This is a genomic window from Thioclava sp. F36-7, assembly GCF_002020075.1.
Taxonomy (GTDB): Bacteria; Pseudomonadota; Alphaproteobacteria; order Rhodobacterales; family Rhodobacteraceae; genus Thioclava; species Thioclava sediminum.
In genome coordinates this window covers 1-17770 of the sequence record NZ_MPZR01000012.1, presented here as the reverse complement: position 1 = coordinate 17770, position 17770 = coordinate 1, and the positions used below count along the sequence as shown (strand labels likewise).

The following is a 17770-nucleotide window of genomic DNA, read 5'->3' as shown; positions in this document are numbered from 1 at the left end:
TCTTGCCAAGCGCGAAAACGCGCCCTAATGCCAACGGCATGACAGACCATCAGCGCCTCCTCATCATCGACTTCGGTTCTCAAGTCACGCAGCTGATTGCGCGGCGGCTTCGCGAGCTTAACGTCTATTGCGAAATCCATCCCTATCAGAACGTCACCGACGCCTTCCTGAAAGAGTTCGCCCCGAAAGCGATCATCTTCTCGGGCGGACCGGATTCGGTTACGCGCGAGGGCTCTCCCCGGCCGCCGAAATCGGCCTATGAGCTGGGCGTGCCGATCCTCGGCATCTGCTACGGCCAGCAGGTGATGATGCAGGATCTGGGCGGTCTGGTGGAGGCCAAGCACGGCTCCGCCGAATTCGGGCGCGCCTATGTGACGCCGACCGAGACGCGGATCGATCTGCTGACCGGCTGGTTCATGGATGGCGCGGGCCGCGAGCAGGTCTGGATGAGCCATGGCGACCATGTCAGCCGCATCGCGCCGGGCTTCGAGGTCTATGGCACCTCGCCGGGCGCACCGTACGCGATCACCGCCGATCTGAGCCGTCGCTTCTACGCGGTGCAGTTCCACCCGGAGGTGCATCACACGCCCAACGGCAAGACGCTCTACGAGAACTTCGTGCGCGACGCGGGCTTCACCGGCGACTGGACGATGGACGCCTATCGCGACGAGGCGATCCGCCAGATCCGCGAGCAGGTGGGCGACAGCCATGTCATCTGCGGCCTGTCGGGCGGCGTCGACAGCTCGGTCACCGCGATCCTGCTGCACGAGGCGATCGGCGATCAGCTGACCTGTGTCTTCGTGGATCATGGTCTGCTGCGGCAGAACGAGGCCGAAGAAGTGGTCACGATGTTCCGCGACCACTACAACATCAAGCTGATCCATGCCGATGAGAGCGAACTGTTCCTTGGCGAGCTGGAAGGCGTCACCGACCCTGAGGTCAAGCGCAAGACGATCGGGCGCCTCTTCATCGACGTGTTCCAGAAATACGCGGGCGAGATCGAGGATGCGAGCTTCCTCGCGCAGGGCACGCTCTACCCCGATGTCATTGAATCGGTGAGCTTCTCGGGCGGTCCCTCGGTCACCATCAAGTCGCACCACAATGTGGGCGGCCTGCCCGAGAAGATGGGCCTCAAGCTGGTCGAGCCGCTGCGCGAGCTGTTCAAGGACGAGGTCCGCGCGCTCGGTCACGAGCTGGGTCTGCCGGCATCGTTCATCGGCCGTCACCCCTTCCCCGGCCCCGGCCTGGCGATCCGCTGCCCCGGCGAGATCACCCGCGACAAGCTGGAGATCCTGCGCAAGGCCGACGCGGTCTATATCGACCAGATCCGCAAGCATGGCCTCTATGACGAGATCTGGCAGGCTTTTGTTGCCATCCTGCCGGTGCGCACCGTCGGCGTGATGGGCGACGGGCGGACCTATGACTACGCCTGCGCCCTGCGCGCGGTGACCTCCGTCGATGGCATGACCGCAGATTACTACCCGTTCAGCCATGAATTCCTCGGCGAGACCGCGACGCGGATCATCAACGAGGTGAAGGGCATCAACCGGGTGACCTACGACATCACCTCGAAGCCCCCCGGCACGATCGAGTGGGAATGAGTTTCAGGCCCGCGTCCGAAAGGCGCGGGCCTTTTCTTTTGGGGAGACAAAGATGGCCGTCAAACTGACCGGGCGCCTGATCTGCGCCGATGCTGCCGAGGTCGGAATTGTCCGCGTTCACCTGCCCGAGCATATCGCGCTGACGCATGCCGAGCCGGGATGCGAGATGTTCGAAGTCAGGCAAGGAGCCGATCCGCTGGTCTTCACCGTCACGGAACGCTTCACCGACCGGGCCGCGTTCGAGGCGCATCAGGCGCGGACGAAGGCCTCGGAATGGGGCCGCGCGACCCAGGGGATCGCGCGGGACTATCAGATCGAGGAAGACTGAGCCGTTACAGGAAGGCGTCAGGCACTTCGGCCTTCTTGCGCGCGACATAGGCCGCCAGCGCCTCGGCGACGCTCGGATCCATTGCGGGCTGCTGATACTCGCCGAGCATCTTCTCGACCCGCTGCGTCGCCAGCGCCATCGTGTCGGGCGCGCCCTGCTCTTCCCAGGTCTCGAAAGGCCGGTAATCGAGCAGCTTCGTGCGCCAGAACGCGTCCTTGAAATTTGCCTGCGTATGGGCGCAGCCGAGATAGTGACCGCCCGGCCCCACCTCGCGGATCGCATCCATCGCCTGACCGTTCTCCGAAATATCGACGCCCTTGGCGAGGCTGTGCAGGATTCCCAACTGGTCGGCATCCATCACGAATTTCTCGTAGGACGAGACCAGACCGCCCTCCAGCCAGCCGCAGCCGTGCAGCATGAAGTTCACACCCGCATAGAGCCCGTTATTGAGCGTATTTGCGGTCTCGTAAGCGGCCTGCGCATCGGGCAGTTTCGATCCGGTGAAGCCGCCCGCCGAGCGATACGGCAGGTTCAGACGCCGCGCGAGTTGCCCCGCGCCGAGCGTGATCAGCGAGGCTTCGGGCGTGCCGAAGGTGGGCGCGCCCGAGTTCATGTCGATCGAGGTGACAAACGCCCCGAAGATCACCGGCGCGCCGGGACGGATCAGCTGGCTATAGGCGACGCCCGCAAGCACCTCGGCCAGCACCTGCGTCAGCGTGCCCGCGACCGAGACCGGCGCCATCGCGCCACCGACGATGAAGGGCGAGATGATGCAAGCCTGATTGGCCTTCGCATAGACCTCGAGCGCCCCCATCATCGTGGAGTCGAAGGTCAGCGGCGAGTTGATGTTGATGAGCGAGGTCATCACCGTGTTCTGGTCGACGAACTCGTCACCGAAGAGGATCTTCGACATCTCGACGCTGTCGGCAGCGCGCGAGGGCTCGGTGACCGAACCCATATAGGGCTTGTCCGACAGTGTCATATGCGCGTGGAGCATGTCGAAATGGCGTTTGTTCACCGCCACATCGGTCGGCTCGCAGACGGTGCCGCCCGAATGGTGGACCCATTTCGACATGTAGCCGAGTTTCACGAAGTTCCGGAAATCCTCGATCGTCGCGTAGCGGCGGCCACCCTGGCTGTCGCGCACGAAGGGCGGGCCGTAGACCGGAGCGATGACGAGGTTGCGCCCGCCGATCTCGACATTGCGCTCGGGGTTGCGGGCGTGCTGGGTGAATTGCGACGGCGCGGTCGCGCAAAGCTTGCGGGCAAGGCCGCGCGGGATGCGCACGCGCTCGCCTTCGATCGAGGCCCCGGCCTCGCGCCAGCGTTCCAGCGCTTCGGGGTTCTCGACGAAGTTGACGCCGATCTCTTCGAGCACGGTTTCCGCGTTATGCTCGATGATCTCGAGGGCTTCCTCGTTCAGGATTTCCATGTCGGGAATGTTGCGCGTGATGAAGCGCGAGAACTCCACCTTCACGGCCGTGCGTTCGGCACGACGGGCTGCCCCGCCACCACCGCGCGCGCGACGCCCCACACGTTCACCCAGTTCCGAATCGGCCATGATTGCCTCCGCCCGTTTATCTCGCCTCAAACTAACGGGCAGAGGGATGCGCGATGGCCTGTTTGCGTCCGTCAGCGGTAGAGAAGCGACTGACCGTCCGCGAAGAGATGCACTTTGGACGGATCGGCGCCGAGAGAAATCTCGGTATAGCGACGGTCGTGATGGATGCCGGGCAGTTTCGCGATGATCGGGTCGTGACCGCCTTCGGCCTCGAAATACAGAAGCGTCACTTCGCCCAGAGCTTCGACGATATCGACGCGACCGGTGTAGATCGCCGCGTCCTCGGTGGGCACGAAATCCTCGGGGCGCACCCCGATTTTCACGCGGCGCGACAGGTCCTCGGTACGCGTCGGGATGGTGGAGCGTGCGATGCCGCCGCCATCGAGTTTCACCGTGGTCATCTCGCCTGTCTCGGTGATCTCGCCCGACAGCAGGTTCATCGCGGGAGAGCCGATGAACTGCGCGACAAATTCGTTGCGCGGTTGCTCATAAAGCTCCAGCGGCGTGCCGACCTGCGCGATCCCCTTATTCGCCAGCACCACGATCCGGGTCGCGAGCGTCATCGCCTCGACCTGATCGTGGGTGACGTAGATCATCGTGCGATCGGGCATCGCCTCTTTGAGCTGGGCGATCTCGATCCGGGTCGCGACGCGCAGCGCCGCATCGAGGTTCGAGAGCGGCTCGTCGAAGAGATAGACCTTCGGGTCGCGCACGATGGCGCGCCCGATGGCGACCCGCTGCCGCTGACCGCCCGAGAGCGCCTTGGGCAAACGGTCGAGATAGTCGGTCAGTTGCAGCATATCCGCCGCCTTCTCGACGGCGGCGTTGATCTCTTCCTTCGACTGTTTCGCGATCTTCAGGGCGAAGGCCATGTTGTCGCGCACCGTCATGTGCGGATAGAGCGCGTAGGACTGGAAGACCATCGCGATGCCGCGGTTCGAGGGCGGCACATCGTTCATCCGCACCCCGTCGATCTCGAGCGTGCCGCCCGTGATCTTCTCGAGCCCCGCGATCATCCGCAGAAGCGTCGATTTCCCGCAGCCCGAGGGGCCCACGAAGACGATCAGCTCACCCGCTTTGATGTCGAGGTTGATGTTCTCGAGAACCGACACCTCGCCATAGCTTTTCGCGACGTTTTCCAGTTTGAGTTCGGCCATAGTCTCCCCCTCAGGCCTCGTGTTCGTCGAGGCGCAGAATGCTCGGCTGCCATGGGCCGAGATGCAAAGTGTGATCGGGCATCGGTCGGATCGAGCCCAGCTCGCCCCCCACCGTCACCCAGTTGCCCGGCGGAACGGTGGCGTTCACCGGATGATCGGACAGGTTGAAATAGCACAGGATCGTCTCCTCCTCGTTCCTGCGCGTGAAGACCAGCAGGTCGCCGGAACAGTACATATCCTCCATCGCGCCGGTCCGAAGCACGTCGTGATTGCGACGGAAGCCGATCGCGCGGCGGTAATGGTGCAGCAGCGAGGCGGGATCGTGCTCGGCCACATCGGTCGCGATGTTCTGGTGCGTGGTGGGCACAGGAAGCCACGGGCGCGCCTGCGAGAAGCCAGCGTAGGCGGCGTCGCGTTCCCAGACCATCGGCGTACGGCAGCCGTCACGGCCTTTGAATTCCGGCCAAAATTCCTTGCCGTAAGGATCCTGCAGGTCTTCGTAGGACAGCTCCGCCTCGGGCAGACCCAGTTCCTCGCCCTGATAGAGACAGAGCGACCCGCGTAGGCACATCATCAGCGACGTATAGAGGCGCGCCGAGGCCGGCGTCAGCTGCCAGCGCGAGATATGGCGTTCCACATCGTGGTTCGAATAGGCCCAGCAAACCCAGCCGTCCTTCGCAACCGCATCGACCTTGTCGAAGACGGATTTGAAGTAGCTCGCCTTGAGCGGTTCATGCCCGGAGAGCAGCTCGAACGCGTAGGACATCTGCATCTTGTCCGCGCCGGAGGTGTATTCGCCGAGGATCTCCAGCCCGCGCTGGCTGTCGCCCACCTCGCCCACGGCCGCCGCGTTGTAGTTGTTCATCAGCGTCCGGAGCTTGCGCAGGAAGCGCAGGTTCTCGGGGTTGTTCTTGTCGTAGATATGGCGCTGGTGATTGTAGGGGTTCACCTTGGGCGCGGTCTGGTCGTTACGCTCTTCCGGCGGCAGCGGCGGGTTATCGCGCAGCTCGTCGTCATGCATATAGAAGTTGATCGTATCGAGGCGGAAGCCATCGACACCGCGCTCCAGCCAGAACTGCGCGACATTGAGCAATTCCTGCGTCACTTCCGGGTTGTGGAAGTTCAGATCGGGCTGCTCCACGAGGAAGTTGTGCATGTAATACTGCTCGCGCCGGCTGTCCCAGTGCCAGCCCGGCCCCCCGAAGATCGACAGCCAGTTATTGGGCGGCGTGCCGTCGGGCTTGGGATCGGCCCAGACATACCAGTCGGCCTTCGGGTTGTCCCGGCTCGACCGGCTTTCCTGGAACCATGGGTGCTGATCGGAGGTATGGCTCAGCACCAGATCGATCATCACCTTCAGACCCAGCGCATGGGCCGTCGCGATCACCTGATCGAAATCGGCGAGGCTGCCGAACATCGGATCGACATCGGTGTAATCGCTGACGTCATAGCCGAAATCTTTCATCGGCGAGGTGAAGAAGGGAGAGATCCAGACCGCATCGGCCCCGAGGCTCGCGACATGCGGCAGGCGGCGGACGATCCCGAGAAGATCGCCGATGCCATCGCCATTGCTGTCCTGAAAGCTGCGCGGATAGATCTGGTAGATCACGGCCCCGCGCCACCAGTCTTCTTTTTTTGTAAGGGTTTTCATCAACCACCTTTAACCGAACCCGCCAGCAGACCGCGGACGAGATATTTCTGCATAGCGAAGAACACCAGAAGCGGCACGGCGATGGAGATGAAGGCGGCGGACGCCAGAATGCCCCAGTCGCCGCCGCGCGACCCCAGAAGGTCGTCGGCGATCTTCACAGTCATCACCTTCGAGGCGTCATTCGCCGGAAGGAAGACCTTCGCGACAAGTAGGTCATTCCAGACCCAGAGGAATTGGAAGATTGCAAAAGAAGCAAGCGCCGGGAATGACAAAGGCAGCACGATTTTCATGAAGATCTGGAAATCGGTCGCCCCGTCGACCTTCGCGCTCTCGATGATGTCGCGCGGAAGACCGACCATGTAGTTGCGCAAAAGGTAGATCGCGAGCGGCAGGCCGAACCCGGTATGGGCCAGCCAAATCCCGAGGAAGCTCTGCCCGATGCCAATCTCCTGATGGAGCCGTAAGAGCGGCACCAGCGCCAGCTGCAGCGGCACGACCAGAAGGCCCACGACCGCCGCGATCAACAGGCCCCGGCCTGGAAACTCCATCCAGGCCAGCGCATAGGCCGCGAAGGCCGCGACGAGGATCGGGATGATCGTCGCCGGGATCGTCACCGTCAGCGTGTTCATGAAGGCCTGCCCCATACCGTCCGAGAACAGCACGTTGCGGTAATTGGCCAGCGTGAAGGCGGGCGGCATCTCGGCCACGAAGTAGACCCGCGGGCCCGAACCCTCGAAGCTCGTCTTCGACGTCGCCTTATAGGTGCCGTCCTTGGCGACGCTCAGCGTGCCGCCATCGCCGGTATCGACCGTCTCGCCCGCCTCGTAGGCGCCCGGCTTGATGCCCGAGGTGCCGAAGGCGGTGATCGTCGTGCCCGCTTTCAGGTCGTTCGCGTTCTGCCCGTTATTGAGCAGATCGCCCTCGAGCACGTAGAGCCCGTCGACCTGTTTCTCACCGTCCGCCGGGATGCGGTCGCGGAAAGCTTTCTCCACCGAGAAGGCCGCGTCCCACCAGCCCGACTGGCTGATCTGGTCGGTCGTGCGGAAGGAGCTGACGAGGAGCCCCACCGTCGGCACCAGCCACAGCACTACCATGAAGACGACCGAGAGTTGCACCGCCCAAGTCAGGCGCGATTTCTGTCCTGCGATAGCGGCCATCAGCGCGTCTCCCTACGGGCTTGAATGATGTTCCAGATCATCACCGGCAGCACGATGATCATGATGACGAAGGCCACCGCCGTCGCGCGCCCGTCATCGCGGAACATGTATTGCATCATGTAGCTGGGCAGGATCTGCGTGCCGAAATTCCCGCCGGTCGTTGCGTAGACGATGTCGAAGACCTTCAGCACGAGGATCGTGATCGTGGTCCAGACCACGACGATCGTCGGCATGATCTGCGGCACCTTGATCTTGAAGAACAGCTGGAACGGGTTGGCCCCGTCGAGCACCGCGGCCTCGATCGTCTCCTCGGGGATGCCGCGCAGCGCGGCCGAGAGGATCACCATCGCGAAGCCGGTCTGGATCCAGATCAGGATCACCATCAGGAAGAAGTTGTTCCAGAACGGCACCTGAAGCGGGTCGAGCGGCTGCATGTGGAAGGCCACGCGGATCGCGTTGATCATCCCGATATCGGGGTTCACCGCATAGACGAATTTCCAGATCAGCGAGGCGCCCACGAAGGAGATCGCCATCGGCATGAAGATCAGCGATTTCGCGATATTCCCCCATTTGATGCGGTCGGTGAGCTGTGCTGCCAGCAGACCGAGGAAGGTCGCGAGCGCGGGCACCACCAGCACCCAGAGGAAGTTGTTGAACACGGCCTGACGGAAGTTCGGATCCATCGCGAGCCGCTCGTAATTGCCAAGGCCGACGAAGGTGCCGCCGTCGCGGTTGAACAGCGAGCGCCAGAACGAGCCGACCACCGGATAGGCCAGATACAGACCGAGCGCGAAGATCGCCGGGAACAGAAACAGCCAAGGGCGGACCATGTTCGCGCGGTTGATATTGCGCCCCGGGTCTTTGCCGCTCGGCGGGAAGATGACTTTGTCGAGGACGATATTCGCGGCGTAGAAATAGGCGACGCAGCCGCCCACCCCAAGCGCGATCGTAATCAGACCCTGCAAGATCGGTGACATCTGGCCCCTCCCCGAACCGGCGTGAAAAGATGCGAACGCCCCCGGAGAACGGCTCCGGGGGCGCAGGCGTTACTTACTTCTGGATGCTGTCCCAGCGCTTCTGAACCGCGTCTGCGGCCTCTTGCGCGGTCTCGTCACCGGTGGTGTAGGCGACCATCGCCTTCCAGAACGCGTCCGTGCCGATCTCGCCTGGCATCTGGTCCGACCCGTCGAAGCGGAAGGTCGTGGCGTCCAGCAGGATCGAGTTCATGTGACGCTGCACGTCATTGGCGAAGGCCGCCGGGTTGACGTTCTTGTTCGGAGTCAGGAAGCCCGATTGCGCCATCCAGATTTCCGAGGCGATCGGCGTCTCGAGGAACTTCACGAAGGCTTCGGCGGCCTTGGAGTCCTTGGTGATGCCGAACATCGTGCCGGCACCGAGAACCGGCTTGCCCAGATCCTTGCTTGCGTAGGACGGGAAGTAGAAGAAGTTCACGTCCTGCCCCACCTTGGTCCCGTCGGGGAAGAAGGTCGGGATGAAGCTCGCCTGCTTGTGCATGTAGCATTTCGGCGGGAAGTCGAAGAGACCTTTCGGGCTGTCGCGGAAGTCGGTGGTGGCCACCGCCTGCTCGCCGCCTTCGGCGAAGCCGGGGGTCTTGGCGAACCAGCCGTAATCCTTGATCGCCTCGACGACCTTGGGATCGTTGAACTTCAGCTTGTTGGTGACCCAGTCGTCATAGGTCTCGGGCGACTGCGTGCGCAGCATGAAGTCCTCGACCCAGTCGGTCGCGGGCCAGCCGGTCGCTGCCCCGGAGCCCAGACCAATGCACCACGGCGTGCCGCCATCGGCCTTGATCTGCTCGGTCAGCGCCTTGAGGTCCTCCATCGTCTCGGGAACCTTGTAGCCCGCTTCCTTGAAGTTCTCCGGCACATACCAGACGAGCGATTTCAGGTCCGCCTTGAAGGGGAAGGTGAAGGTATGGTTCTCGCCGTCCTTGCCCTTGTAGGTGGACAGATCCTCCCAGGACTTCCCGGCGGCGTAATTGTTCTTGATCCAGTCACCCGTGCCATCGGGCATCGCCGTCAGGTAGCCCTGCTTGGCCATGTCGGAGGCGAGGCCCGGCTGCGGGAAGACCGCGATGTTCGGCGGCGTGCCAGCCTTCGCGGCGATCACGATATCCTGCTCGAAGCTTTCCGAACCGGAGTAGTTCACCTTGGCGCCGGTCGCGGCCGAGAAATAGGCCAGAACGCTCTCAAAAAGCGCCTTGTCGTTGCCCGTCCACGGGCCGGTGATCGTGAGCGTCTCGCCGCTCAGATCGGTGTCGTTCTTGAATTGATCATAGCTCGCCCAGTCAAACTTGTCGGCATCGCTGCCCGGCGCGAATTTGAGATCCTGCGCGTGAGCGAGCCCCGCCGACAGCGCGAGCGCCGCGATCCCAAGCATCAGATGTTTGGTCATGAAATCCTCCCGGTGTGTCGCGCTTTTTGGCCCAAGGCGACTCGCCCGCCCAAAGCGCTTTGGACAGCTCCGACCGTTTCAGAGCCTCGCGAAGAAGTCAATTGTGCCTGCTCACGCTAAAATCAATTCCGCTTTATATCCTCATGACTTACCCAGAAGTCTATGCCGCATCGCAGCATATGCCGCGCCGCACGCGCATCATTGACGTCGATAGACGCGCACCCTAGTCTCGCGATAATCCAAAGCGGTTTGGCTCATGAATCTCAAGACATTGGCACTCGAATTGGGGCTGTCGCCCACCACTGTGAGTCGCGCGCTCAACGGGTACCCGGAAGTGTCCGAGGCCACGCGGCGTCGGGTGCGCGAAGCGGCAGAGGCCGCCAATTATCGTCCCAACACACAGGCCAAACGATTGGCGACGGGGCGTGCGATGGCCATCGGCCACATCATCCCGATCTCGGACCGCCACGAGATCGTGAATCCGGTTTTCGCGGATTTCATCGCGGGCGCCGGTGAAGTCTATGCGCGTGCGGGCTACGATATGGTCATGACCATCGTGCCCGATGATTCCGAGGCCCGCGCCTATGCCGAGCTGCGCTCGAAAGGGAATGTCGACGGCGTGCTGATTCACGCGCCCAAGGTCGAGGATCACCGCATCGCCATGCTCGACGCGCTGGGGCTGCCCTACGTGCTGCACGGGCGGGTGAGCGGAATCAACTCCCCCTTCAGCTGGGTCGATGTGAACAACAAACGCGCCTTCGAGCGGGCCACGAATTTCCTGCTCGATCTGGGGCATCGCCGGATCGCGCTGATCAACGGCATCGGAGAGATGGATTTCGCCCGCAGGCGCCGACGCGGCTATGAGGCGGCGCTCAAAGCGCGTGATCTGCCCCTCGACCCGGCCCTGATCGTCGAGGGCGAGATGACCGAGGCGCAGGGCCATGATGCGGCGCGCGAGATGCTGCAATGGCCCGACCCGCCGACGGCCTTCCTGACCGCCTCGCTGCTGTCTGCGATGGGCGCGCGGCGCGGTATCGAAGAGGCCGGGCTGGTGATGGGGCGCGATGTTTCCATCGTGACCCATGACGACGAGCTGGGTTACTTGAAAAACGGCACGGCGGAAGAGCCGATCTTCACCGCGACGCGCTCCTCGGTGCGCGAGGCGGGACGGCGCTGTGCGGCGCTTCTGATCGAACAGATCGAGAGCGGCGACCGCAGCCCGCGCCACGAATTGATGGAGGCGGTTCTGGTCGTCGGCCAGTCTACCGGTCCGGTCCCCACGCAATGAGGCGCGCTGCGCCCGAGTTGAAACCAATTTTATATACAGGATGAAGATGCTCCCGAAACGCGCTGATTTTCCTGCCGATTTCCAATTCGGCGTCGCCACCTCCTCCTATCAGATCGAGGGTCATTCCTTCGGCGGTGCGGGCCCCACCCATTGGGACACTTTCGCCGCCACGCCGGGCAATGTCGTGCGCGCCGAGAACGGTGCGGTCGCCTGCGACCACTATCACCGCTGGGAGGAAGACCTCGACCTGATCGCCAATGCAGGGTTCGACATCTACCGCTTCTCGACGTCGTGGGCGCGGGTCATGCCGGAAGGCCGAGGCCCGGTGAACCGCGAGGGGCTGGATTTCTACGACCGGCTGGTCGACGGAATGCTGGAGCGTGGCCTCAAACCGGCGCTTACCCTCTATCACTGGGAATTGCCCGCCGCGCTCGCCGACAAGGGCGGCTGGCGCAATCGCGACATCGCCTCGTGGTTCGCCGATTTCACGCAGGTGATCGCGGATCGCCTCGGCGACCGCATCTGGTCCGCCGCCCCGATCAACGAGCCCTGGTGCGTCGGTTGGCTCAGCCATTTCCTCGGCCATCACGCACCGGGCCTGCGCGACATCCGCGCCACGGCCCATGCGATGCATCACGTGCTGCTCGCCCATGGCAAATCGATCCGGGTGATGCGCTCACATGGGATGAAGAACCTCGGCGCGGTGTGCAATCTCGAATACCCGATCCCCGCCGACGAGACGCCCGAGGCCGCGGCGGCCGCCAATCTCTATGACGCCTATTACAACCGCTTCTTCGTGGAGGGCATCTTCAAGGGCCGCTATCCGCAGGAGGTGATGGAGGCCTTCGCGCCGCATATGCCGCACAATTGGGAAGACGATTTCGCGCTGATCGGCGAGAAACTCGACTGGCTCGGCCTAAATTACTACACCTGCAAACGCATCGCGCCCACCGAAGGCCCGTGGCCCGCGCATCACGAGGTCGACGGCCCGCTGCCCAAGACCGCGATGGGCTGGGAGATCTATCCCGAGGGGCTCTATCAGTTCCTGACACGGCTCAAGCGCGACTATACCGGCGATCTGCCGCTCTACGTCACCGAGAACGGCATGGCCGCGCCCGATGTGGTCGAAGACGGCAAGGTCGAGGACCCGCATCGCATCGCCTATTACCGCGATCACCTCGCCTCCGTGCAGCGCGCGATCGCCGAGGGCGTGCCGGTGAAGGGCTATATCGGCTGGTCGCTGATGGACAATTACGAATGGGCCCTGGGCTATGAGAAGCGCTTCGGGCTCGTCCATGTGGACTTCGACAGCTTGCAGCGCACCCCCAAAGCGTCCTATCTGGCATGGAAAGACGCATTGGGGAGCCGCGGATGAGCGATCAAATCACCCTGCTGGCCGATATCGGCGGCACCAATACACGCGTGGCGATGGCCCGCGACGGCAAGCTGATCCACTCCACGATCCGCCGCTTCTCGAACAAGGGGCGGGGCGCGCTCGAGGACATCCTCGAGGAGTATATCCGCGACGAGGATTGCGGCGAAATCGCGGGTGCCTGCGTGGCCGCCGCCGGTCCGGTGCGCGACGACGTGGCCGAAATGACCAATCTCGCCTGGGTGATCCGCGCCGATAATATCGCGCGGCTGACCGGGACCGATCATGTCTTCGTGCTCAACGATCTGCAGGCGCAGGGCCATGCGCTGGGAAGCCTCGCCGAAGATGCCGTGCACCCGATCCTGCCCGGCCTGCCTGCGAAGGAGGGCTCTGCGCGGCTGGTGGTCGGGATCGGCACCGGGTTCAACGCAGCTCCGGTGCATGAGGGGCCCGGCGGGCGCGTCGTGCCGCCCTCGGAGGCGGGCCACACCACCTTGCCGATCGAGACCGAGGAGGATTTCGCGCTCAAGACCTATCTCGACGCGAAGCACGATTTCGCCAGTGTCGAGCATGTCGTGTCGGGGCGCGGTCTGGAACGGCTCTACGCCTATCTCAGGGGCGAGGATGACGCGACCACCTCGGGTCAGGAAATCCTCGAAGCGATAACCCGTGGCGAGGAAACCGCCGTAGCGGCAGGCCAGCTTTTCGTGCAGATGCTGGGCCGGGTCGTGGGCGATCTGGCGCTGACCCACCTGCCCTTCGGCGGCATTTACCTGATCGGCGGGGCTGCGCGCGGCGTGGTTCCGTGGCTCGACGAGTTCGGGTTCGCCGAGGCGATGCAGGCAAAGGGGCGCTTCTCGGAATTCCTGCGCGCTTTCCCGGTCAGCGTGGTCGAGGACGACTACGCAGCACTTCAGGGCTGCGCCTCCTATCTTTCTTCGCGCATGGTGCGATAGTCGCGTTTCCGTCAAGGCTATTTTAACGGCTTGGGCTTAGACCTCTTTCACGGATGTGTTTGAAAGAGGTTGCCGATGCGTACGCTCTGCCTTCGTGACTTTGTGGTGGCGCCATGACCGCGCTTGCCCTGCCCGACCGGATCGACCTTGCGACCGTGCGCCCCTTGCAAGCGTCGCTGCAATGCGTGGCGACGGAAGATGTCGCCCTTGACGCTTCCAGCGTGACCCATTTCGGCGCGCTGGGGCTGCAACTGCTGCTTTCTGCGGCGAAGACTGCCCGCATCGCAGGTCACCGCCTCGAGATCGCCGAGAGTTCGGAGGCGTTCGACAGCGCCCTGACCCGGTTCGGCCTTTCGCATGAGGATCTCCAGCACCTGCCGGATGCGGAGGCCCCATGTCACTGAAAGTTCTCGCGGTCGATGACAGTCGCACCATTCGCGACATGCTCAAGCTCACCCTCGAACACGCCGGGATGGAGCTTTACCTCGCCGAAGACGGCGTGCACGGGCTGGAGGTGCTCGACGGGTTGGAGCCTGACGCGATCATCTCCGACATCAACATGCCGCGCCTCGACGGGTTCGGCTTCATCGAGGCCGTGCGCGGGCAGGACCGCCACCGCGCGACCCCGATCCTCGTCCTCACCACCGAATCCGCGGCCGAGCTGAAAGCCCGCGCCCGCGCCGCCGGGGCAACCGGCTGGATCGTGAAGCCCTTCGACCCGACCAAACTGGTCAAGGCGCTCAACATGGTTGCTGGATAAGGAGCGCGACATGACCGACCCGATGGCAGAAATCAAAGCATCCTTCTTCATCGAATGTGAAGAGCTGCTCGAAAGCCTACAAGACGCGCTCTCCGACCTCGACGAGGGCGCTGACGATGGCGAGACGATCAATGTCGTCTTCCGGGCAGTCCATTCGATCAAGGGCGGCGCAGGCGCGTTCGGCCTCGATGCGCTTGTCGCTTTTGCGCATCGGTTCGAAACCGTTTTGGACGAGCTACGCGCCGGAAGGCTCGACCTGACGCCTGAGGCGGTCAAACTCTTTTTCCAGGCGGCCGATTTGCTTGCAGACGAAATCCGTGCCGCGCGTGAAGGGTCTCCCGAACCCGAGGCCGCCGAGGAGTGCCTTCAGGCGCTTGAGGCGCTTTTGGGGGATCGGGGCCCTGCACATACGGCTGATGCGGAAGACGAGGTGGAGGCCGCGGACTTCCAGCCGATGGGCCTCGCGCTCGACCTCGACTTCGATTTCACGCCAGAGGATGCGTCCCCGACCGGCTTCACCCTGCAGTTCCGCCCGGACGGCGCGCTCTATGCCTCGGGCAACGAGCCGCTGCAGCTCCTCCGCGCCCTCGCCGAGATTGCGGAGGTCTCGATTATGACCGACGCATCGGCGGTCCCGCCACTCGATATGCTCGATCCGGAGGAGAACCATCTAAGCTGGACCGTACAGATCACTGGGGATGTAACGGAAGACGAAATCCGGGAAGTGTTCGATTTTGTCGAAGACGTCTGCCAGATCGATATTTCGTCGATGCCAAAGTCATCTGAAACGCCCCTCCCGGAGCTGCCCGAATTTGATCGCAAGCCGGCCGGCGACACTGACGAAGATGAGAAATTTAAGCCCGAAGTGGAAGTGGGTGGCCTCGGTTCCGTCAATCCTGCGTCGCCTCCAACCGATGAAATAGCGGAGACCGCACCCGAAGCTCCCGCGCGCACGCCTGACCCGGGCCCGGCCGAGCAACAAGCAGAGGCCGCGAAGCCCTCCGCCGCTCAGCCTGCGGCCGCCAACACCGCTCCCGCGGCAGAGCCCGGCGCCACCGTGCGCGTCGATATCGAGCGCATCGACCGCTTGGTGAACCTCGTCGGCGAGTTGGTGATCAACCAAGCCATGCTTGCCCAATCCGTCGCCGAAGCCGGTCTGCCGCCAAACTCCGCCGTGAATACCGGGCTCGAAGCCTTCATGATGCTGACCCGAGACATTCAGGACAGCGTGATGATGATCCGTGCTCAGCCGGTCAAACCGCTGTTCCAGCGAATGGCCCGGATCGTGCGCGAAGCCTCGTCGGCGATCGGCAAGGACGTCCGTCTCAAAACCGAAGGCGAAACGACCGAGGTCGACAAGACCGTCATAGAGCGCCTCGCCGATCCGCTCACCCATATGATCCGAAACGCCGTCGATCACGGCCTCGAATCCCCCGACATGCGCGAAGCCTCTCGCAAACCACGCGAAGGAATCGTCACCCTCTCCGCTCACCACCGATCCGGCCGCGTCGTGATCGAAGTCAGCGATGACGGAGGGGGAATCGACCGTAAGAAGGTCTTTGAAAAAGCCATCGAAAAGGGGCTTGTCACCCCGGATGCCCAGCTTTCCGAAAGCGAAATCGACAACCTTCTCTTCCTGCCCGGTTTCTCTACCGCAAACCAGGTCTCCGCGCTCTCGGGCCGCGGCGTCGGCATGGATGTCGTGAAAAGCTCGATCCAATCTCTAGGTGGTCGGATTTCGATCACTTCTGAACCCGGCAAGGGCAGCTGCTTCTCAATTTCCTTACCACTGACCCTAGCCGTGCTCGACGGAATGGTCGTCAATGTCGCAGGCGAAACTCTCGTGGTCCCGCTCTCCTCGATCCTTGAGACCGCGACGCTCACAAGCGAAGACATCCGCGCGCTCGGTCCATCGACGAACGTCATCCATCTGCGGGGCGCCTTCGTCCCTCTTTTCGATCTCGGTGCAGAACTCGGATACCGCGGACCGAAGCGCTCGTATAGCGGCGACGTCGTTCTGCTCACCGCTCAGGAAGATGGCGCCCGTTCCGCCCTCGTCGTCGATTCAATCCTCGAGCAGCGCCAGGTCGTCATCAAGGGTCTGCAGCAGTCCTACGGTCACATCCCGGGCGTCGCTGCCGCCACGATTCTTGGCGACGGTCAAATCGCGCTCATTCTCGACCCCGCCGATCTCGTCCAGTCCGCATCGGGCAATACCCGCGCCACTGATCTCTCACTCGCAGGATAAGCCATGACAGAAGACACCACGCCGAAAACCGAAGCCGCAGAGGTTGAGCTTCTCTCTTTCCGCCTCGGCGATGAAGAATACAGCGTCGACATCATGTCCGTGCGCGAAATTCGAGGTTGGACCCGGGCGACGCCGCTCCCGCATGCCCCAGCATTTGTACGCGGCGTGATCAATCTGCGCGGCACCGTTCTGCCTGTCGTCGACCTTTCCATCCGTCTCGGTATGGAACCGGTCGCCGGTGACGCACGCAACGTGATCATTGTCGTCCAGGTCGGCGGCCAAACCGCAGGGCTTCTCGTCGATGCGGTCTCGGACATTCTCGCCCTGCCCCGCTCTGAAATGCAATCTTCGCCCGACCTTAATGCCGACATTTCGCAACGATACATCTCGGCGCTCACTATCGTAGAAGGCCGGATGATCAGGATTCTCGATCTCACGTCCGTGTTGCCGCAAGAGGCGATCGAAGCTGCATGAACGTGCCCCTGTCCACATTGGGGCAGGTCGCACCGACCGAGTCCGAATTCAGAGCTATCGCTCAGCTCCTGCACGAGACGACGGGCATTGTGCTTGCGCCCGGAAAATCTTCGATGGTGCAAAGCCGTCTTGCAAAGAGACTTCGGACCTTGGGGCTCGCGCAATACAAAGACTATATCGCTCTCGTGACCTCCGAATCTGGTCGCGAAGAGCGTCGACAAATGGTGTCCGCACTCACCACAAACGTGACCCATTTCTTCCGCGAGAACCATCATTTCGAATCTTTGCGCCGTATCGTTCTTCCCACCCTCTTGGAAACTGCAAGGAATGGTGGTCGCGTTCGGCTCTGGTCTGCGGGATCGTCGAACGGACAAGAAGCCTATTCGATAGCCATGACGATTGCCGAATGCGCGCCTGATTTTGCGAAGCTAGACCTTCGGATACTCGCAACCGACATCGACCCTCTTATGATCGCAGCAGGGTCGAAGGGTTTCTATCCCGCGACCGCAGTTGCAGCTGTGCCCGAGACTTTGCGAAAGAAATATTTCCGACCGGAGGGTGAAGACTTTCAGATCATCTCAGAGCTCCGCGATATCGTGAAGTTTCGCGAACTCAATCTTCACGATCCTTGGCCAATGCGCGGAAAATTTGACGTGATCTTCTGCCGCAACGTCGTCATCTATTTCGCGCCCGAGGCACAAGTCAGTCTTTGGAAACGGTTTGAGTGAGCTACTCCCCGACTCTTGGACAGGATCTGGCGTAAATTAAGCTACTCGTTGCACCTGCTGACCGGATTGGTTGA

The 17770-nt window shown here is 62.6% G+C and carries 16 protein-coding genes; 10 read left to right on the top strand and 6 right to left on the bottom strand.

Annotated elements, in window-relative coordinates; genetic code table 11:
- The first annotated feature begins 38 nt into the window (after window positions 1–38).
- Complete coding sequence (gene guaA, locus BMI89_RS18390; RefSeq protein ID WP_078572295.1) at window positions 39–1601, top strand: glutamine-hydrolyzing GMP synthase; 1563 nt, start codon at window positions 39–41, stop codon at window positions 1599–1601.
- A 52-nt stretch (window positions 1602–1653) separates the two neighbouring features.
- Window positions 1654–1929 carry an antibiotic biosynthesis monooxygenase gene (locus BMI89_RS18385; protein ID WP_078520621.1) on the top strand — a complete coding sequence of 92 codons (276 nt, stop codon included), beginning with the start codon at window positions 1654–1656 and terminating at the stop codon, window positions 1927–1929.
- Between the two features lie 4 nt (window positions 1930–1933).
- On the opposite strand, the gene BMI89_RS18380 is transcribed toward BMI89_RS18385, so the two are convergent.
- The 6 genes from BMI89_RS18380 to BMI89_RS18355 form a co-directional block, all read right to left on the bottom strand.
- The gene (locus BMI89_RS18380; RefSeq protein ID WP_078572294.1) at window positions 1934–3490 is read right to left on the bottom strand and encodes a trimethylamine methyltransferase family protein; all 1557 of its coding nucleotides are present in this window, start codon (window positions 3488–3490) and stop codon (window positions 1934–1936) included.
- A 71-nt stretch (window positions 3491–3561) separates the two neighbouring features.
- A complete protein-coding gene (locus BMI89_RS18375) occupies window positions 3562–4647 on the bottom strand; it encodes an ABC transporter ATP-binding protein (RefSeq protein ID WP_078572293.1) in 1086 nt (361 codons plus the stop codon).
- A 10-nt stretch (window positions 4648–4657) separates the two neighbouring features.
- On the bottom strand, window positions 4658–6298 hold the full coding sequence (locus BMI89_RS18370) for an alpha-glucosidase (protein WP_078550466.1): 1641 nt from the start codon (window positions 6296–6298) through the stop codon (window positions 4658–4660).
- A complete protein-coding gene (locus tag BMI89_RS18365; RefSeq protein WP_078572292.1) occupies window positions 6298–7455 on the bottom strand; it encodes a carbohydrate ABC transporter permease in 1158 nt (385 codons plus the stop codon). The genes BMI89_RS18370 and BMI89_RS18365 overlap by 1 nt, the downstream gene beginning before the upstream one ends.
- Window positions 7455–8432 carry a sugar ABC transporter permease gene (locus BMI89_RS18360; RefSeq protein WP_078572291.1) on the bottom strand — a complete coding sequence of 326 codons (978 nt, stop codon included), beginning with the start codon at window positions 8430–8432 and terminating at the stop codon, window positions 7455–7457. Before BMI89_RS18360 ends, BMI89_RS18365 begins: the two co-directional genes overlap by 1 nt.
- Window positions 8433–8505: 73 nt before the next feature.
- Complete coding sequence (locus BMI89_RS18355) at window positions 8506–9870, bottom strand: ABC transporter substrate-binding protein (protein WP_078520615.1); 1365 nt, start codon at window positions 9868–9870, stop codon at window positions 8506–8508.
- 256 nt (window positions 9871–10126) lie between these two features.
- On the opposite strand from BMI89_RS18355, the gene BMI89_RS18350 reads away from it, so the two are divergent.
- The 8 genes from BMI89_RS18350 to BMI89_RS18315 all read left to right on the top strand — a co-directional run bounded on the left by BMI89_RS18350 (window position 10127) and on the right by BMI89_RS18315 (window position 17696).
- Window positions 10127–11158 (top strand): substrate-binding domain-containing protein, encoded by a 1032-nt coding sequence (locus BMI89_RS18350; RefSeq protein ID WP_078572290.1) that lies wholly within the window; start codon window positions 10127–10129, stop codon window positions 11156–11158.
- 46 nt (window positions 11159–11204) lie between these two features.
- Complete coding sequence (locus BMI89_RS18345; RefSeq protein ID WP_078572360.1) at window positions 11205–12533, top strand: GH1 family beta-glucosidase; 1329 nt, start codon at window positions 11205–11207, stop codon at window positions 12531–12533.
- The gene (locus BMI89_RS18340; RefSeq protein WP_078572289.1) at window positions 12530–13486 is read left to right on the top strand and encodes an ROK family protein; all 957 of its coding nucleotides are present in this window, start codon (window positions 12530–12532) and stop codon (window positions 13484–13486) included. Before BMI89_RS18345 ends, BMI89_RS18340 begins: the two co-directional genes overlap by 4 nt.
- Before the next feature lie 113 nt (window positions 13487–13599).
- On the top strand, window positions 13600–13890 hold the full coding sequence (locus BMI89_RS18335; RefSeq protein ID WP_078572288.1) for an STAS domain-containing protein: 291 nt from the start codon (window positions 13600–13602) through the stop codon (window positions 13888–13890).
- The gene (locus tag BMI89_RS18330; protein ID WP_078520611.1) at window positions 13881–14246 is read left to right on the top strand and encodes a response regulator; all 366 of its coding nucleotides are present in this window, start codon (window positions 13881–13883) and stop codon (window positions 14244–14246) included. Before BMI89_RS18335 ends, BMI89_RS18330 begins: the two co-directional genes overlap by 10 nt.
- Before the next feature lie 10 nt (window positions 14247–14256).
- Window positions 14257–16494, top strand: a complete 2238-nt coding sequence (locus tag BMI89_RS18325; protein ID WP_078572287.1) for a chemotaxis protein CheA — start codon at window positions 14257–14259, stop codon at window positions 16492–16494.
- A 3-nt stretch (window positions 16495–16497) separates the two neighbouring features.
- A complete protein-coding gene (locus BMI89_RS18320) occupies window positions 16498–16968 on the top strand; it encodes a chemotaxis protein CheW (protein WP_078572286.1) in 471 nt (156 codons plus the stop codon).
- Window positions 16965–17696, top strand: a complete 732-nt coding sequence (locus tag BMI89_RS18315; protein ID WP_078572285.1) for a CheR family methyltransferase — start codon at window positions 16965–16967, stop codon at window positions 17694–17696. Before BMI89_RS18320 ends, BMI89_RS18315 begins: the two co-directional genes overlap by 4 nt.
- The last annotated feature ends 74 nt before the right edge of the window (window positions 17697–17770 follow it).

What these genes read in the sequence shown, in the direction of transcription:
- BMI89_RS18360 (WP_078572291.1), bottom strand. Translation starts at nt 8,432, where the DNA reads ATGTCACCGATCTTGCAGGGTCTGATTACGATCGCGCTTGGGGTGGGC.
- BMI89_RS18365 (WP_078572292.1), bottom strand. Translation starts at nt 7,455, where the DNA reads ATGGCCGCTATCGCAGGACAGAAATCGCGCCTGACTTGGGCGGTGCAA.
- BMI89_RS18330 (WP_078520611.1), top strand. Translation starts at nt 13,881, where the DNA reads ATGTCACTGAAAGTTCTCGCGGTCGATGACAGTCGCACCATTCGCGAC.
- guaA (WP_078572295.1), top strand. Translation starts at nt 39, where the DNA reads ATGACAGACCATCAGCGCCTCCTCATCATCGACTTCGGTTCTCAAGTC.
- BMI89_RS18355 (WP_078520615.1), bottom strand. Translation starts at nt 9,870, where the DNA reads ATGACCAAACATCTGATGCTTGGGATCGCGGCGCTCGCGCTGTCGGCG.
- BMI89_RS18380 (WP_078572294.1), bottom strand. Translation starts at nt 3,490, where the DNA reads ATGGCCGATTCGGAACTGGGTGAACGTGTGGGGCGTCGCGCGCGCGGT.
- BMI89_RS18385 (WP_078520621.1), top strand. Translation starts at nt 1,654, where the DNA reads ATGGCCGTCAAACTGACCGGGCGCCTGATCTGCGCCGATGCTGCCGAG.
- BMI89_RS18370 (WP_078550466.1), bottom strand. Translation starts at nt 6,298, where the DNA reads ATGAAAACCCTTACAAAAAAAGAAGACTGGTGGCGCGGGGCCGTGATC.
- BMI89_RS18375 (WP_078572293.1), bottom strand. Translation starts at nt 4,647, where the DNA reads ATGGCCGAACTCAAACTGGAAAACGTCGCGAAAAGCTATGGCGAGGTG.
- BMI89_RS18340 (WP_078572289.1), top strand. Translation starts at nt 12,530, where the DNA reads ATGAGCGATCAAATCACCCTGCTGGCCGATATCGGCGGCACCAATACA.
- BMI89_RS18350 (WP_078572290.1), top strand. Translation starts at nt 10,127, where the DNA reads ATGAATCTCAAGACATTGGCACTCGAATTGGGGCTGTCGCCCACCACT.
- BMI89_RS18320 (WP_078572286.1), top strand. Translation starts at nt 16,498, where the DNA reads ATGACAGAAGACACCACGCCGAAAACCGAAGCCGCAGAGGTTGAGCTT.
- BMI89_RS18315 (WP_078572285.1), top strand. Translation starts at nt 16,965, where the DNA reads ATGAACGTGCCCCTGTCCACATTGGGGCAGGTCGCACCGACCGAGTCC.
- BMI89_RS18335 (WP_078572288.1), top strand. Translation starts at nt 13,600, where the DNA reads ATGACCGCGCTTGCCCTGCCCGACCGGATCGACCTTGCGACCGTGCGC.
- BMI89_RS18345 (WP_078572360.1), top strand. Translation starts at nt 11,205, where the DNA reads ATGCTCCCGAAACGCGCTGATTTTCCTGCCGATTTCCAATTCGGCGTC.
- BMI89_RS18325 (WP_078572287.1), top strand. Translation starts at nt 14,257, where the DNA reads ATGACCGACCCGATGGCAGAAATCAAAGCATCCTTCTTCATCGAATGT.